Origin of the sequence: Paenibacillus sp. E194 (assembly GCF_000935845.1) — a bacterium.
GTDB lineage: Bacteria > Bacillota > Bacilli > Paenibacillales > Paenibacillaceae > Paenibacillus_B > Paenibacillus_B alvei_B.
Window position 1 is genome coordinate 26,699 of the sequence record NZ_JMDX01000002.1, and the last position, 15,588, is coordinate 42,286.

The following is a 15,588-nucleotide window of genomic DNA, read 5'->3' on the forward strand; positions in this document are numbered from 1 at the left end:
GTGTTCACCCCTTTCCAATAGACTGCTTACGCTTTCTTTTTGCTTGCCCAAATTATACTAACGAAAATCGACAATAACTGAGTAATGAAAAATCCGACAATTGTCGCCACAAGGGATATGTGCTGTTCGAACTTAATGGCGAACATGACTGCCAAGAGTACAATGCACATCCGAGTTACAAATCCAAAGCTGTACCGCCTCTTCTCTTGACTAGCAGCCATCTCTGCAATCTGTCTAACTTTGATAGACAAGTAGTGAGCATAAGCCAGCCCTGCCGCAGTTCCCAGTGTCAGTCCAGCCGTATACGTCCGGTATTCCGGTGCTACAGCCCAACCGAGGATGAACGCAGACAACAAGAGGAGCGTTACTCTCGTAACGGCACGAACCATGGAAGCCATATCATTCATTTTGTTCCCCCATGAACTTCTTTACTAAGTAGATGATATTGACGATGCCAAGGCATAGCCCGACGATACTCCCTACTCCAAGCCAGAGCTTGGACCCATTCGACGCATTCGCGATCCACTTCCCCGCGTAAAAGCCTAAGAGTATGTACAAGGCAAGCAAGACACCCGCTCCACTAATGGAGAGGGCGACCAGCCATGGGCGATCGTTACGATTCGACATTTTCATAGCCTATAATTCCCATTCATTTTACTTAAGATTACGAGTCTTTGTCAATTGATAAAAACCGCGTAACAACAAGGATGAAAACGATATACATTCGCTTTCAAGCTTTGAAAATCCGCGTAAACCGTACAGTATCACTGTATGCTGGTGCCTTCCCTCATAGAAGAGTGTCATCTATCAAATTGTGAACTTTGTGTGAAATGGCTCCGGGCGCTCTTCTTGAACCCCAAAACTGTGAAGAATCGCACTGACGATCCTTTGGGACGCCTTGCCATCCCCATAAGGGTTCGCAGCTTTGCTCATACGTGCATATATCGTTTCGTCCGACAACAGCGCCTTCGCACGCGCGTACACTTTCTCTTCATCCGTGCCGACCAATTCCAGTGTTCCTGCATCAATGCCTTCCGGTCGTTCGGTAGTTTCGCGGAGGACGAGCACTGGGATGCCGAATGACGGTGCTTCCTCCTGAAGACCACCAGAATCGGTAAGGATGAGGTGCGTGTGCGGATAGAAGTTGTGGAGGTCAACCACATCAAGCGGTTCTATCAGCTTAATGCGCGGGTGATCTCCCAGCATCTCATGAGCCGGTTCACGTACAGCCGGACTTGGATGTACCGGATATACGATAGCGATGTCTTCAAATTCGTCTGCAATACGGCGAACAGCACGGAAAATGTTGCGATGCGGCTCACCTTGTGATTCGCGGCGATGTGCAGTCATCAATACTAGACGTTTGCCTTGCGCCCAATCGAGCACCTCATGCTTGTAGTCAGATCGTACTGTATATTGAAACACATCTGTAACCGTGTTGCCTGTGACAAATATCGATGCATCTTGCTTATTTTCTTTACGCAAATTGCTTGCCGACCAATCGGTAGGCGCAAAGTGCAAATCAGCCAAAACGCCTGTCAATTGGCGATTCATTTCTTCCGGGAACGGAGAAAGCTTATTCCATGTACGAAGTCCCGCTTCAACGTGCCCTACCTTAATCTGCTGCATGAATGCCGCGTAGCTGGCGAGGAACGTTGTCAATGTGTCACCATGTACAAGCACAATATCTGGCTTCGCCTCACGCAATACAGGCTCCAATCCTTGAAGGACACGCACGGAAATATCATTCAGCGTCTGACGCGCCTGCATAATGTCCAGATCATAGTCTGGCTTAATATTGAACACATCGAGCACCTGGTCCAACATCTGACGATGTTGGGCCGTGACGCATACGATGGATTCGATGTGCTCCGGATGCTTCTGTAATTCCAGAATAAGCGGCGCCATCTTAATTGCTTCTGGACGAACACCGAATACCGTCATTACTTTCACTTTGGACATAGTCTTATCCTCCGTCTTTCTTCTTGCATAATAGTCAATACATTATTGGCTCTAAGATCATTTTTTTGACTTCAAAAAGATCGCTTTTCAGCACCGAGAAGGTTGCAAGAACTCGAAGCCGAGCTTCCGAAGCGAGTTTTAATTCTTCTACTTCGTACCGAACAGGCGGTCGCCAGCATCGCCCAAACCTGGAACAATATAGCCGTGATCATCCAGACGCTCGTCCAATGCAGCCAAATAAATATCGATGTCAGGATGTGCTTCTTGAACAGCCTTGACACCTTCCGGCGCTGCAATGAGGCACATCAATTTAATTTGCGAGCAGCTGCGCTTCTTCAGTACGTCAATAGCCGCAATCGCCGATCCGCCTGTAGCAAGCATTGGATCAATAACGATCAATTGACGCTCTGTCACGTCTGTAGGAAGCTTCGTATAATACTCAACCGGTTGAAGCGTCTCAGGATCGCGGAACAAGCCCACATGTCCAATCTTCGCACCTGGAATCAGCTTCACAACGCCTTCTACCATACCAAGTCCAGCACGCAAAATAGGGATTAGACCCAGCATGCGGCCAGCGATCATTTTGCTCTCTGTTTCGGCAACTGGCGTTTCGACTGTCACCGTTTGCAGTGGCAGTTCACGTGTAATCTCATACGCCATCAAAGTTGCTACTTCGTCCACGAGCTCGCGGAAGTCCTTCGTCGTTGTCTTCTTGTCTCGAATCAATGTCAATTTGTGTTGAATCAGTGGATGATCGCAAATGACCAGTTTACCCATATTTCGTGTCCCTCCGCCTTTTACTCTCGTTGCTTTTAATCTCAATACGTGATGATTTGAACTGATATTCCTACTTTGAACAGCCGTACATTCCAAGCTTATCCGGCTTCATCTAAGCTAAACAGGCTCTATTATAACATTCTGAGCCTATCACTGCACGTTTTGCAGGCACTTTTGAGGTATTTTTCACATTTCCGACAACTCGGTGCAAAAGGATCACACTGTACTATTTCTAAGCATGTTGAAGTCAGCTTATACATGGTCATGCAGCAAACATCGGAAATTGTCGAGATTCTACTCTGCTGAGGCTCTCGCACACTACCTAGGCATCCTGTACTGAAATCGAGAGTTCTCCATGCCTATTTACGCAAAAAAGAGCAGGTGATCATCTTCAAGAGTGATTACCTGCTCTGTCAATTAAATATGCAATAAAAGAGTCCTACCCGCCAAAAGGCGTGTCTTCCTACCTAATTAATATTTCAATGTAGAGTACAACGGGAACTGAGCTGTCAGATCGCTGACCATACCGCGTGCTTTGTTTAATACAGCCTCATCCTGTGGCTGCTTCAATGTCATAGCAATGACTTGGCCAATAACGCGCATTGCTGCTTCATCCATGCCTCGGGATGTCGCCGCTGGTGTTCCGATACGAATACCGCTCGTTATGAACGGACTTGTCGGATCGAAAGGAATGGCGTTCTTGTTCACGGTAATGCCAACGGAATCCAATACTTTCTCCGCATCTTTACCCGTGATATTGATATTGCGCGTATCGATCAGCATCAGATGGTTATCTGTACCGCCAGATACAATACTCAAACCTTCCTCAACCAGCGTACTTGCCAATACTTGCGCGTTCTTGATCACTTGCTCAGCATACTGCTTGAACGATGGCTGCAGTGCTTCGCCTAATGCAACAGCCTTAGAAGCCACCACATGCATAAGCGGGCCGCCTTGTGTGCCTGGGAATACAGCCTTGTCGATCGCTTGTGCCCAAGCTTGACGGCACATAATCATACCTCCGCGCGGACCGCGCAGTGTCTTATGTGTTGTCGTCGTAACGAAATGAGCGTGCGGTACTGGGCTTGGATGAAGTCCTGCGGCAACCAATCCTGCGATATGCGCCATGTCTACCATGAACAGAGCGCCTACATCGTTCGCAATTTGGCCGAGTGCTTCAAAATCGATAATACGTGGATAAGCACTTGCGCCTGCCACGATCATTTTCGGACGATGCTTGAATGCTGCCTTGCGCACTTTATCATAATCAATACGGAACGTATCTTCTTCCACACCGTAAGCCACAAAGTTGTACAGCAAACCAGATGCATTCACAGGGCTTCCGTGAGTCAAGTGTCCACCATGCGCCAAATCCATGCCAAGCACGGTATCTCCTGGCTTCAATGCTGCCAAGTACACAGCCATGTTCGCTTGCGCACCGGAGTGCGGCTGTACATTGACATGCTCAGCTCCGAAGAGTTCCTTCGCGCGGTTGCGGGCAATATCCTCCACAATATCCACGTGCTCGCAGCCGCCATAGTAGCGTTTGCCTGGATAACCTTCCGCGTATTTGTTCGTCAGAACCGTCCCCATTGCTTCCATAACCGCCTCACTGACGATGTTTTCAGAAGCAATCAGCTCGATATTGTTGCGCTGACGCTGCAACTCCAAGTCCATTGCTTTCAACACTTCAGGATCTGCTTGTCGTAAATGATCTACCATTGGCATAGCCCTCCCACATTTTCATTCCCTTATTGCAATGTATGACAACGCATCTGCGTTAAGGTTCTATCGTAGCAGCAGTATAAGTGCAGCAGTAGCTCTCCCGCCCCACTGCAATTGATTGTGAACAGCTGGCATTCAAGCGCTGCGCCTATTCACATGAAGACAATCCATCCTCAGTTGGAAGCTGATAGACTGCCCGCTCCCCGCCTATAAGCTTCGGCCGCGTCTTCGCCATATTGACACGCGCCTTGCCAATATATCGCACTTCTGTACGCAGAGGAACAGCTACCCGGCGCAAATGCATGCCAATAAGCGTCTCGCCGATATCGATGCCAGCATGGGCACATATCTCTTCTGCGAGACATGCATCAGTCAGATGGCGATATGCATAAGCGGCCATCGAGCCTCCCGCCTTCCGCACCGGAACTGCCGATACTTCCACCAGCCGGAGCCGCTCCAATGTGCGGCGTTCAACGACAAGTGCGCGGTTCAAATGCTCACAGCATTGGAATGCAATCTCGAGGCCATAGCTTGAGCGGAGCACGTCGAGCCCGGCAAATATCGCTTGTGCGGTATCCGTTGCGCCCGAAGTTCCAATGCGCGCACCTGCCACCTCGCTTGTACTGCAGCCAATGACGACTAGCTGCCCGGGCTTGAGTCCTGCCTCGCGTACGAGGGCATGTGCAGCTGCCTCTGCCTGCTCGCGAACCTGCCCTATTTTCAAGAATGACGATGCTGAACCTTGATGTTCGTTCTTCTCGATCTCATTCATACTGCCCATTCACCTCCACTCGCTACGCTTGCGAGTGATATTTATGTTCTACGTCTGCGACTTTGCGAAGACGTCCGATATGGCGCTCTCCTTGGCTGAATTCCGTACCCAGCCATACGCGTACAATCTCTTCAGCAAGTCCAGGCCCAATGACACGTTCGCCCATAGCAAGTACATTCGTATCATTGTGCTCTCTCGTTGCCTTAGCAGAGAATAAATCATGAACAAGCCCACAGCGGACGCCTGGCACCTTATTCGCTGCGATGGACATCCCAATTCCGGTACCACATATGAGTACGCCTCGATCTGCATCGCCTGAGGCAACCATTTCTGCAACAGGTACTGCATAATCCGGATAATCCACTGATGTTGTACAATCACAGCCTACATCAACGACGTCATGACCAAGCTCCTTGATGACTTGTACAATCCCTTCCTTAAGTCGTACGCCAGCATGGTCTGCACCAATGGCAATTTTCATTGTCGTACCCTCCATCCGTTGTCTTCAATTGTGCTCTCCGTCCATGTTACCATGCTCGGTATGCTACGGGTCTATTATAACGAATTTCCCGCAAATTAGACGAGCCAATTGCACGTTACTTCCAGTGTAACATGTCTCATTGATTGAAAAAAGAGCATAGCACGGCTCTCTATCCGTACACTGCTCTTCTGCCCAGGCGACCGGCCGTATGCTCCGATGCTCCACCGTGGTTCCCCACTTCCGTCGCCAGTTACATCGGATCCTCTCCATATAAATCGATCATAATGGATGTCGCAACCAATTGCAATCGTTATTTTCCTGCCCACTTACACACACAGCAACATACTGCTGCATTTGGCAGTGCCATAAATCTAAACTAAACCGTCTATGGCTGAAGCTTATCAAGCAACCTAGTTAGCGCAGCCTGGATCTCCGCCGCTGTCATCCGATACTGCTCCAAAGAACCGCCATACGGGTCTGCCACATCCTGATTCGGCATAAGCCGCTGCAATTCAGCAAGCTGTACCAGTTCGTCTTCCGTTGGAGCTTGTCCCATAGCAAGCTTCAATTGAAGATCCGCAGCCAATGATTGCAGCTGTTGATATTGCTCCTGCTCTGAATCCGGGTTGCTCACATATTCCTTAAGCGCAAATGTCTTGCTCGTTGCACCCGGAAACTGTTGAAGCACATGACGCTTGTGGCTAGTTGTCAATGTCAATATAAGATCTGCCCAATGCACACGCTCTTCATTCAGTGCAGCTGAACGAAAATCTCGATGATTGGCAATATTCTGCTCCTCTAGTACAGTAGAAGCGTGCTGTGACATCGGTGTGCCGTCCCATGCTGCCACACCTGCTGACTGAACATGAATTCCCAAGCCGCGTTCCTCTGCCATATGCTTCAGTATAGCCTCTGCGATTGGACTTCGGCATGTATTGCCTGTACATACAAATAAAATGCGTATCATATGACCCCCTCCCTTCATACCATGAAACCTATCTATAGGGTCGCGCATCTTCATCAATCTCATTCCTGCTTGCTTTGACTTCGCTCCAAATCTTAGAAATCTTAGAAAGCTTAGATAGGCAGCAAAAACAATACCCCAAAGGTAAGTAGGATCGCCCCACCTGCAGCCTCCCCGTACTCGCCGAAATGCTTGCCTGCGTGGTGGCCAAGCAGTAAGCCAAAGATCGACATTGCACCGCCGAACAATCCAAAGGAAATGATTGTCATCAACAAATCAGAGCCGAACATTCCCAGTGATATTCCAACGGAAAAGGAGTCTACACTCACACTGAGTGCGAACAGCAGCATCCCCCATACCGTTGAAGTATTAATCATTTGCGAGGATTCACCCTTCAATGAGCTGTATATCATATGCCCTCCTAGCATAATAAGAAGGCCTCCCGCTGCCCATGTGGTTACTTCACCAAGCAGCATGCTCATATACATGCCTGTTGCAACACCCGCCAGCGGCATCAGCACATGGAACAATGCGATAACTCCGCTAATGCGAACTGCATCTCTTCGCCGTACCCCTCTCATACCGATACCTAGACACAGTGAAAAGGCATCTGAGCCCAATGCTGCCGCCATCAAAAGAATCGTGATCCATTGGCCGATTGGTGCTGCCGTTTCCCACATTGCCCCCACTCCTCGTCCCATAGCGTCTGTATCCAACGTATGCGGACAAGGATAGTTTCATGACAAGCGGCAAGGAGATTACGAAGCTTGTCTCTTATAAGCTACATTACCCAAACAAGGTTCTTCATTCACACCAAATGATACGATGACCTGCAGCCTTCATCATACGGTTCATCACGGCAAGACCGATGCCTTCTGTAGTGCAAGCTTCTGCCAGAATATAAGTTGCACCCGCTTCATCGAAATGCCGCAGGGCATCATATAGCAGTGCGGCTGCCTCTTCTAATGCATGCACACTGCCAATCGTTGCTACAATATCAGCTCGGTATTGTTCTGCATGCTCTGTGAAGGCAAGTACACCCGTTGTCTCCCCGCGCTGCTGTGCTTCATGCAGCATACGCTGAATGCATTCGCTCACTTGTTCCGCAGACTTCCCCTGCACGATATGCAGCTGACCTTGGGGAGCATAATGGGTATATTTCATTCCAGGTGAGCGAGGCGCGCTCATCTGGATGTCATTCGCTTGCCCCATTTGCTTTGAAGCAGCTTGAGGAGATACCGACCCATCGCTAATTATGTCGCTCGTTGCTGCCGAAGGATCTGCTTCCTTGTTCACCAGCGACGTAGACAAGGAATCTTGATCCTCCAGCGCAGATTCTGGAGATTGTGGAACCTGCGCACGGATCATCCCCCCATCGGGATCGACCGCTGGATCAATCGTTACCTCGGAAGCCACCTCTTGCAGCATCGCAGTTGTTACCCCACCCGGGCGGAGTACATGGACACGACTGCCTATTAATTCTACAACAGTAGACTCTACCCCTACGCCAGTCGCACCACCATCGACAATACCGTCGATAAGGCCGTCCAAATCCTCCCGTACATGCTCCGCACGCGTTGGACTAGGACGTCCTGAACGATTGGCGCTTGGAGCTGCCACGGGACACCCAGAAGCACGTATAAGAGCCAAAGCCGTATCATGTCCTGGCATCCGTACACCAACCGTATCCAGTCCTGCCGTCACTCGAGGGGATACAGCCCCCATTCGCACCGGCAGCACGATCGTCAACGGACCCGGCCAAAAGCGTTCCATAAGACGAGCAGCGATATCACTATAAGGCAGGACAAGCTCATCAAGCTGGTTCCGTTCAGCAATATGAACGATTAACGGGTTGTCGGATGGACGCCCCTTTGCAGCAAATATACGTTCAACTGCCTCCGTATCACGAGCATCCGCACCAAGCCCATATACCGTCTCCGTTGGGAAGGCAACGGTACCGCCCGCAGCTAGAATTGCCGCCCCTTCTGTTATTCCATACTGCTGTTCGAGCGGCATGTGTTCGTCTACTGACCACCACTTCGTATGCAATCGTTGAGCGCTTCCTTCCGTCACGGAAGTCGCGCTGTCCTTCTGTTTCCGTTCATGTCGAGTATTCATTGTGTACATCCCTTACTTCGATATAGAGTGTATGCTCTCCCGCCCCGATGTCGACAACAAAAAAGAAAAGGCGGGAGCAACGCAAGAAAGATGCCAAAGAAGCTTCGGCATCTTCATAAATTGAAGTTTCACACGTATTCGTACCTAATTCGAATCTATAAATAACTGTTGCTTATTTTAGTTGTACCATAATGGCGACAGCACGTCCAGACGAGCAGAAGGCACACCTAGTGCACACAGCTACTGAATTAGATTACCCAAATATTGCACTGAAAATGGAACCAATCAACCGAAACAATGCCTCTAGAGCCTCCCACAGAAAGAACTTCACTTCTGTCCCGCCCGATTCTGTTGCGGCATGGGCTTGAGCATTCCCGTCTGCTGCCTGAGCATTTCCCTCAGCTGATAGAGCGCCCTTGTCTTGTTCTCCACTCTTAGATGGCGCAGCTGACTTGGACTTCGCATCGCCAGCTTGTGCTTGAGCCGTACTCCCATCGACGAAGCAGAGCGGCGGGAACAGGACACACCACCAATTCTGTCCGCTTCCCTCGCCTAATGTAACGAGCAATGCTTCATACATCCCGGCAGGATATACTTCGCCTCCATACCACTTGGCAGGGAAGGAAACCTCTCCAAGCTTCACCTTGACTCCATACGCCAGTCCTTCTTCGTTCAGCACATGCTCTGCCGTCTGCTTCAGTTCATCCAAATGTCCTGCAATCAGCTTGCGTGCTTTTTCCCGAGTATCCGGCTTCTTTTCTGTCTTAAGCCAGCCGTTAATCTGCTCCACAATCCGATCCCGAACCATACGCTTCACACGCTGATCGTTATCGGCGTCCGAGTTGGCCAATATTCGCAGCCGAATCGCATCCTCAGGAATATGATCCCGCTTCTCTATCGTTTGCTTCTGAGTATTCTGATTATCAATGGCCTCCGCATGGCCATTATCCCAACGCATCAAAGCTCCCGCTGCCAGTACAGCAATCGCGAGACCGAGTACGAACACACGAAAATTCATGTTCATCCTGCTCCTTGTGAGGTTGGGCGCGCCTCTTGTCTATCAGTATGTCCGTGAGCAGGATCCTTAAACCTATCAATAGTTGTTTTTTTGATAGATAAATAGATTCGTCAAAGTCTTATGTGAAACTGGTGGTTATTATGCAGCCTATGAACCGATCCCCAAATTTTTATTGCATAAAAAAGGACTGCCCTAGTCGCAGATATGTTCTGCGTCATGGAACAGTCCTTATAGAGTTAAATATCTCCTAAGCTTCTAACACCAATCACATGGCGCTCAATACCAGCCAGGTCAGGCACAATGATCAGCTTCTCATCATAACCAGCTTGCGCGAGCATTGCCGCCACATCTTGCGCTTGTCCTTGACCCACTTCAAAGCCAATCATTCGTGGAGCCTTGCCAAGCTCGGACAGCATGGCGACCAGCCGTCGATACGGATCCAAGCCATCCGCTCCACCATCCAGCGCCGTACGCGGCTCATAGTCGCGCACCTCACGCATCAGATCCGCGATATCACCAGCCGGTATATATGGTGGATTGGATACGAGAATGTCCAATTCACTACCAGCGAGCGGCGCCAGCAGATCCCCCTGTTTCCACGACATCCGCTCTGCAACGCCAAGCCGCTCCGCATTTCGCTTCGCAACAGCAAGCGCCCCTGGCGAGATATCGCCAGCCGTGATATGCCAATGTGGACGCTCATGTGCCAATGTACAAGCAATTGCACCGCTGCCGGTACCAATATCCACAACATGAAGTGGTTCATCTTGCGACCAGATCCGGTCAGCTTCAGTCAGAATCGCCTCTACGAGGAGCTCAGTCTCCGGTCTTGGGATAAGCACATCCGACGTCACTTCGAACGGCAAACCATAGAAGTAAGCATCCCCAATAATATATTGGGTCGGCTCACCCGCAGATCGCCGTGTCACTGCCGATTCAAAGACAGGAATTGCTTTTTCAGGCATCAACTCTGTCAATGCAACCAAGTAAGCGACTCGCTCCATACCCAGTACATGCCGCAGCAGCAGTTCGGCATGATGTGCAGCATCATCGACTCCATTCTCTGCTAAAAAAGAAGAAGCCTGTACCCAGGCTTCTCTTATTGTTGCAGGCCATGCGAGGCGATATGGAGCTCTGTCTGCCGCATTTAGCTGACCACGCTCCTCATTCCGTCCGCAAGGCTCACTCATGCTTGATTCTCCCTTTCCAGCAGCTCCGCTTGTTCAGTCAGCGTAAGCGTTTGGATGAGTTCCTCCACATCGCCGTTCATAATTTGATCAAGCTTATGCAGAGTCAAGCCGATACGATGATCTGTCACACGGCTCTGAGGATAGTTGTACGTCCGAATACGTTCACTGCGATCACCCGTTCCGACCTTACTTTTGCGCTCGCCAGCGTACTTGGCTTCTTCCTCATGCCGCTTAATTTCATAGATGCGGGCACGCAAGACTTGCAATGCCTTCGCCTTATTATCGTTCTGAGACTTCCCGTCCTGACACGTAGCCATGATTCCTGTCGGAATATGTGTTACACGTACTGCCGACTTCGTTGTGTTGACGGACTGGCCGCCCGCACCAGAAGAGCAGAATGTATCAACACGAATATCCTTATCGAATATTTCGACTTCTACTTCATCGACCTCTGGCATCACAGCTACAGTCGAAGTTGACGTATGAATACGTCCGCCTGATTCAGTTGCCGGTATGCGTTGAACACGGTGCGCGCCGCTCTCATACTTCAGCTTGCTGTAAGCACCCTTACCGGATACCGAGAAGATAACTTCTTTGAATCCGCCCAGATCGCTCATGTTCGCTTCCATCAGCTCTGTACGCCATCCTTGTGAATCCGCATAGCGCGTGTACATGCGGTATAAATCAGCAGCGAAGAGCGCAGCTTCATCACCGCCTGCCGCACCGCGAATTTCCACGATCACGTTCTTGTCATCATTCGGATCCTTCGGCAGCAGCAAAATACGAATACGTTCCTCAAGTTCCGTTTGACGCGCACTCAGTTCCTCGATTTCCATCTTCACCATTTCGCGCATCTCATCGTCAAGCTTCTCTTGCATCATTACCTTCGCCGCATCCAGTTCGCTAAGTACATTTTTAAATTCCATAAATGCTTCATAAGCTGGCTGCAGATCGGATTGCTCCTTCGAATACTCACGAAGCTTCTTCGGCTCGTTCGCCACATCCGGGTCACATAGCAATTCACTCAACTTCTCATAGCGATCCGCAAGGGATTGCAGTCTATCTAACATCATACACGCTCACCTCTCTTCTCCAATTCGATACTACCACGTATATTCATGAACCTTGATTTGCGCAATCATGGTTCGTGCTTCAATAAATGAATGATTACGGCGTTCCACCATAACCATTTCCGCAACCGTTCCTTCGCTCAACCTGCATTAAAATGCGCAGATGATCTCACTGCATTAACTAAGCAAGCGAAGATGCAGAAGCGCTATACGTTGAAGCGGAAATGCATAACATCGCCATCTTGAACAACGTATTCCTTACCTTCCAATCTTAGCTTACCCTGTTCCTTCACCGCATTCATGGAACCGCCAGCAACTAGATCATTATAGGAGACCACTTCGGCACGAATGAAGCCGCGCTCGAAGTCGGTGTGAATAACACCTGCCGCTTGCGGGGCCTTCATCCCTTTGCGAATCGTCCAAGCGCGTACTTCTTGTACACCAGCTGTAAAGTACGTATACAGACCAAGCAAGCGATAAGCAGCCTTAATCAAGCGGTTCAGACCGGACTCATCCAGTCCAAGCTCTTCAAGGAACATTTCCTTATCTTCGCCCTCAAGCTCGGCAATTTCTGCTTCTACCTTTGCGCTAATCGGCACAACTTCCGCATTCTCAGCTGCGGCAAAGTCACGTACCTGCTGTACATATGGATTGCTATCCGCATCCTTCACGCCATCTTCGCTTACGTTCGCCGCATACAATACCGGCTTCATTGTGAGCAAGTGCATGTCGCGTACAAGCACCTTTTCTTCGTCGCTCAGTTCCAAGCTGCGTGCTGGTTTATCATCGTACAACGCCTCTTTCAAACGCTCCAATACAGCAGCCTCTGCCGCATACTTCTTGTCGCCGCTCTTCATGTTCTTCTTTGTGCGATCAAGACGCTTCTCAACCGATTCCAAATCCGCCAGAACAAGCTCCAAATTGATCGTTTGAATGTCGCTAACTGGGTCAACCTTTCCGTCAACATGCGTAATATTTTCGTCTTCGAAGCAGCGCACAACGTGTACGATTGCATCTACTTCACGAATGTGAGCCAAGAACTTGTTCCCAAGCCCTTCGCCCTTGCTCGCACCGCGTACCAGACCGGCAATATCAACAAATTCAAACGCTGTTGGAACTGTACGGTTCGGAACAACCAACTCAGTCAGCTTATCCAAGCGCTCATCTGGAACCTCTACCACGCCGACATTCGGATCGATCGTACAGAACGGATAGTTCGCCGATTCAGCCCCTGCTTGTGTAATCGCATTGAACAACGTCGATTTGCCGACGTTAGGCAGCCCAACAATACCTGCTTTTAATGCCATTTATAAGTACAACTCCTTAGACCGTATATTTGAATAGCCATTGTTTCGAACATTACACTACTATCATAAACCTAGTCTATCAATTATGCTTCATGTATCGCTAAGACGCGTGTAAAAAACACGCAAAAATTCCTTAACCATTATAACCAACAACGCAAAAAAAACCTAGTCATCGACTAGATTTTTTCCGTATTGTCAACTTTTTCTCACTTTAGGAGAGCAGAAAAGCCAGTAGAGACTTCTGAGATCTTAGCAATTTTTATTGTTCGGAATAATAAATCATTACCCAAGCTGCTTGTCTGAAGCCAATTACGTCTTCATCCGCTTGCAGCCAAATCTTAAATTTTTTTGGAGGTAGCGTTGTCTAATATCTATGTCAACCGTTTCCTTCACCTTGCCTTGGCTCTTCTTGGATAAGGAGACTGTGCACCGAACATACTATTGCTGTAGCTGGATCCAACATTCAATTTCCATCATTTTTGAGTAAAGTGAGGGGCACAACTATGGAGAATAAATCGCATCGTGGCAATTATAAAGGCACTACGGCAATGAAAGCGAAAAATCAAGATATGGCGTTCGTAAATGACACCATTGAAGGGGCAAAATCCGTAACACCTTTCTCCGAGAAAAAGAAAAAGACGGACTAGTTCCGTCTTGCCAGCTTCAATGTCCAATTGTGTATTCACATCATAACTTGTCCAATCGATCTACCTGCGTTTACAACCGAAGGTAGGCTTAACCTAGCAAGGGTTCTCTTATGTGATGAATCGATACAGCGAACGAATCGTCGTACCCGCTCCGTAGCGTTCTGCATTCGGCATATCGACTTGATTTTGCAAGCATACCTTAATGACACGTGCAGCTGCAGGATGGATCGATACCGTTCCATCTTCCTGCTTCTGCATAACGCCACCCTCTTGACCTGGCGTCTGGAATAAAGAATACAGCATGCCATCTGCGACAAGCATCGGGCTGTTCCAGTTCCATTGCAGCCACTCCTCATCCCACTGAACCGTTGACTCACCTATCTCCCATACTACCTGCCGTGAGCGGCGCTGATGAGCAGATATCGTCTTCTCCAATGCTTCTTTCCAAAAAGCAGCTCGTTCATCCAAGGTTGTCCCCTTACTTAAGGAGTGACATGCAGCTTGCGCACATACCGACGCAATAGCGCCGTCCGCCCACGGGAACTGAATGCGATCCAGACGAGGCAACGCACACCCCGATATGAGCTTGCTCATCTCCAGAAGACCTAGTGACTCAGGAGCGGTAACAGCTACGCATACAGCGCGAATCGCTTCGTGAAGCTCATCGTCTTGATGCTGTCCGAACGCTATGGATGGGTTGAATGGCTTACCGATACGGTGCCGATAATCTGCCAACGCAAGCAAGCCATTAAGGCGCACACGTGCTGTAAGGCCATGGAAGGAAGCCTCCTGCAGCGTATCCTCAACAGCCTCATCTGTCCATTGGAGCAAATGCAGTACATAAATCACCTGCACTGCTGTTCGATCATCTTCGTGAATGAGAGACGTCCAGTCTGCATAGCGCTCACGAAGTACGTGAAACCAGCTCTGCTCCACCTGAGAGGCAATATCTCTAGTCTCCGCATCATCAGCATGACGATATCGAGAGGGTGTCACCCCAAATGGAAGATGGCTGTCCATCACCGTTCGCAGTACTTGCGCTATCCCATTCAAGATGGATGCCTTCGCAACCGACTTATATCGTACGGTCAAAATATCCAAGAGCGGCTCGATCAGCGCACTAGTTGCTTCATGGACACCATGCTCCATGCACAGCTGCTCGAATAATGCTTGAGCCGCCTCCGCCGATTGCTCCATCGATCCGTTCTCCATGACACAGAGCAATTCCGGCACATTGTCTTCTGAGCCGAACGAATATACCGATCCTGCCCCATTAGCCAAGCCCATTTTCTCTACGCCTCCATAAGCCGCCCGAGTTACAGGGGCTGTGGTTTTAATTTCCATTATATCATCTCATGTCAACTTTGGAATAGTTTTATCGAAATATGTCGAAAAAAGAACACATCAGCAGAAACAGCCCGCAGCCGTGCAAGTGTATGTTAAGAAATCATATTCAAAGATGATTCAAATCAGCACTGATTGGTGAATGATAAGTAGCATGACATTCTCCCCCTTTAGATGAATAGGCAATACAAAACAACGCCCCGGAAGGCTCAT

Annotated in this window: 16 protein-coding genes and 1 riboswitch; of the genes, 1 reads left to right on the plus strand and 15 read right to left on the minus strand. The window is 49.2% G+C overall.

The features are described from left to right. Positions 1-26 precede the first annotated feature (26 nt). From AZ66_RS00500 to ychF, 14 genes are all read right to left on the minus strand, one after another. The gene (locus tag AZ66_RS00500) at positions 27-407 is read right to left on the minus strand and encodes an ATP synthase subunit I (RefSeq protein WP_021258910.1); all 381 of its coding nucleotides are present in this window, start codon (positions 405-407) and stop codon (positions 27-29) included. Beyond that, a complete protein-coding gene (locus AZ66_RS00505) occupies positions 400-633 on the minus strand; it encodes an AtpZ/AtpI family protein (RefSeq protein ID WP_044353145.1) in 234 nt (77 codons plus the stop codon). Before AZ66_RS00505 ends, AZ66_RS00500 begins: the two co-directional genes overlap by 8 nt. A gap of 174 nt (positions 634-807) precedes the next feature. Further along, positions 808-1,962: a non-hydrolyzing UDP-N-acetylglucosamine 2-epimerase gene (wecB, locus tag AZ66_RS00510; protein WP_044353146.1), complete on the minus strand. Its 1,155-nt coding sequence runs from the start codon at positions 1,960-1,962 to the stop codon at positions 808-810. A 147-nt stretch (positions 1,963-2,109) separates the two neighbouring features. Beyond that, the gene (upp, locus tag AZ66_RS00515; RefSeq protein ID WP_021258913.1) at positions 2,110-2,739 is read right to left on the minus strand and encodes a uracil phosphoribosyltransferase; all 630 of its coding nucleotides are present in this window, start codon (positions 2,737-2,739) and stop codon (positions 2,110-2,112) included. Between the two features lie 471 nt (positions 2,740-3,210). Continuing rightward, entirely contained in the window at positions 3,211-4,461 is a 1,251-nt protein-coding gene (glyA, locus tag AZ66_RS00520; RefSeq protein WP_044353147.1) for a serine hydroxymethyltransferase, read from the minus strand. A gap of 151 nt (positions 4,462-4,612) precedes the next feature. Beyond that, positions 4,613-5,236, minus strand: coding sequence for a TIGR01440 family protein (locus AZ66_RS00525; protein ID WP_044353148.1), 624 nt, complete (start codon positions 5,234-5,236; stop codon positions 4,613-4,615). A 22-nt stretch (positions 5,237-5,258) separates the two neighbouring features. Continuing rightward, the gene (rpiB, locus tag AZ66_RS00530) at positions 5,259-5,717 is read right to left on the minus strand and encodes a ribose 5-phosphate isomerase B (protein ID WP_021258916.1); all 459 of its coding nucleotides are present in this window, start codon (positions 5,715-5,717) and stop codon (positions 5,259-5,261) included. Between the two features lie 183 nt (positions 5,718-5,900). Next, a riboswitch (ZMP/ZTP riboswitch) is annotated at positions 5,901-5,981 on the minus strand. 121 nt (positions 5,982-6,102) lie between these two features. Next, positions 6,103-6,684: a low molecular weight protein arginine phosphatase gene (locus AZ66_RS00535; protein ID WP_044353149.1), complete on the minus strand. Its 582-nt coding sequence runs from the start codon at positions 6,682-6,684 to the stop codon at positions 6,103-6,105. A gap of 110 nt (positions 6,685-6,794) precedes the next feature. Beyond that, positions 6,795-7,361 (minus strand): manganese efflux pump MntP, encoded by a 567-nt coding sequence (locus AZ66_RS00540; RefSeq protein ID WP_044353150.1) that lies wholly within the window; start codon positions 7,359-7,361, stop codon positions 6,795-6,797. 124 nt (positions 7,362-7,485) lie between these two features. Beyond that, a complete protein-coding gene (locus tag AZ66_RS00545; RefSeq protein ID WP_082061387.1) occupies positions 7,486-8,808 on the minus strand; it encodes an L-threonylcarbamoyladenylate synthase in 1,323 nt (440 codons plus the stop codon). A gap of 244 nt (positions 8,809-9,052) precedes the next feature. Next, entirely contained in the window at positions 9,053-9,817 is a 765-nt protein-coding gene (gene spoIIR / locus AZ66_RS00550) for a stage II sporulation protein R (protein WP_044353151.1), read from the minus strand. A 236-nt stretch (positions 9,818-10,053) separates the two neighbouring features. Continuing rightward, a complete protein-coding gene (gene prmC / locus AZ66_RS00555) occupies positions 10,054-11,007 on the minus strand; it encodes a peptide chain release factor N(5)-glutamine methyltransferase (protein ID WP_082061388.1) in 954 nt (317 codons plus the stop codon). Further along, a complete protein-coding gene (prfA, locus tag AZ66_RS00560; RefSeq protein WP_044353169.1) occupies positions 11,004-12,077 on the minus strand; it encodes a peptide chain release factor 1 in 1,074 nt (357 codons plus the stop codon). Before prfA ends, prmC begins: the two co-directional genes overlap by 4 nt. A 206-nt stretch (positions 12,078-12,283) precedes the next feature. Then, positions 12,284-13,384, minus strand: coding sequence for a redox-regulated ATPase YchF (ychF, locus tag AZ66_RS00565; protein ID WP_021258923.1), 1,101 nt, complete (start codon positions 13,382-13,384; stop codon positions 12,284-12,286). A 503-nt stretch (positions 13,385-13,887) separates the two neighbouring features. Here ychF and AZ66_RS31750 point away from each other — a divergent pair. Next, positions 13,888-14,031, plus strand: coding sequence for a hypothetical protein (locus AZ66_RS31750; RefSeq protein WP_021257192.1), 144 nt, complete (start codon positions 13,888-13,890; stop codon positions 14,029-14,031). A 108-nt stretch (positions 14,032-14,139) separates the two neighbouring features. On the opposite strand, the gene AZ66_RS00570 is transcribed toward AZ66_RS31750, so the two are convergent. Then, positions 14,140-15,375, minus strand: a complete 1,236-nt coding sequence (locus tag AZ66_RS00570; protein ID WP_231586676.1) for a hypothetical protein — start codon at positions 15,373-15,375, stop codon at positions 14,140-14,142. Positions 15,376-15,588 lie beyond the last annotated feature (213 nt).

What these genes read in the sequence shown, in the direction of transcription:
- AZ66_RS31750 (WP_021257192.1), top strand. Translation starts at nt 13,888, where the DNA reads ATGGAGAATAAATCGCATCGTGGCAATTATAAAGGCACTACGGCAATG.
- prfA (WP_044353169.1), bottom strand. Translation starts at nt 12,077, where the DNA reads ATGTTAGATAGACTGCAATCCCTTGCGGATCGCTATGAGAAGTTGAGT.
- AZ66_RS00500 (WP_021258910.1), bottom strand. Translation starts at nt 407, where the DNA reads ATGAATGATATGGCTTCCATGGTTCGTGCCGTTACGAGAGTAACGCTC.
- wecB (WP_044353146.1), bottom strand. Translation starts at nt 1,962, where the DNA reads ATGTCCAAAGTGAAAGTAATGACGGTATTCGGTGTTCGTCCAGAAGCA.
- AZ66_RS00505 (WP_044353145.1), bottom strand. Translation starts at nt 633, where the DNA reads ATGAAAATGTCGAATCGTAACGATCGCCCATGGCTGGTCGCCCTCTCC.
- AZ66_RS00570 (WP_231586676.1), bottom strand. Translation starts at nt 15,375, where the DNA reads ATGGAAATTAAAACCACAGCCCCTGTAACTCGGGCGGCTTATGGAGGC.
- AZ66_RS00525 (WP_044353148.1), bottom strand. Translation starts at nt 5,236, where the DNA reads ATGAATGAGATCGAGAAGAACGAACATCAAGGTTCAGCATCGTCATTC.
- glyA (WP_044353147.1), bottom strand. Translation starts at nt 4,461, where the DNA reads ATGGTAGATCATTTACGACAAGCAGATCCTGAAGTGTTGAAAGCAATG.
- AZ66_RS00535 (WP_044353149.1), bottom strand. Translation starts at nt 6,684, where the DNA reads ATGATACGCATTTTATTTGTATGTACAGGCAATACATGCCGAAGTCCA.
- rpiB (WP_021258916.1), bottom strand. Translation starts at nt 5,717, where the DNA reads ATGAAAATTGCCATTGGTGCAGACCATGCTGGCGTACGACTTAAGGAA.
- AZ66_RS00540 (WP_044353150.1), bottom strand. Translation starts at nt 7,361, where the DNA reads ATGTGGGAAACGGCAGCACCAATCGGCCAATGGATCACGATTCTTTTG.
- spoIIR (WP_044353151.1), bottom strand. Translation starts at nt 9,817, where the DNA reads ATGAATTTTCGTGTGTTCGTACTCGGTCTCGCGATTGCTGTACTGGCA.
- prmC (WP_082061388.1), bottom strand. Translation starts at nt 11,007, where the DNA reads ATGAGTGAGCCTTGCGGACGGAATGAGGAGCGTGGTCAGCTAAATGCG.
- upp (WP_021258913.1), bottom strand. Translation starts at nt 2,739, where the DNA reads ATGGGTAAACTGGTCATTTGCGATCATCCACTGATTCAACACAAATTG.
- ychF (WP_021258923.1), bottom strand. Translation starts at nt 13,384, where the DNA reads ATGGCATTAAAAGCAGGTATTGTTGGGCTGCCTAACGTCGGCAAATCG.
- AZ66_RS00545 (WP_082061387.1), bottom strand. Translation starts at nt 8,808, where the DNA reads ATGTACACAATGAATACTCGACATGAACGGAAACAGAAGGACAGCGCG.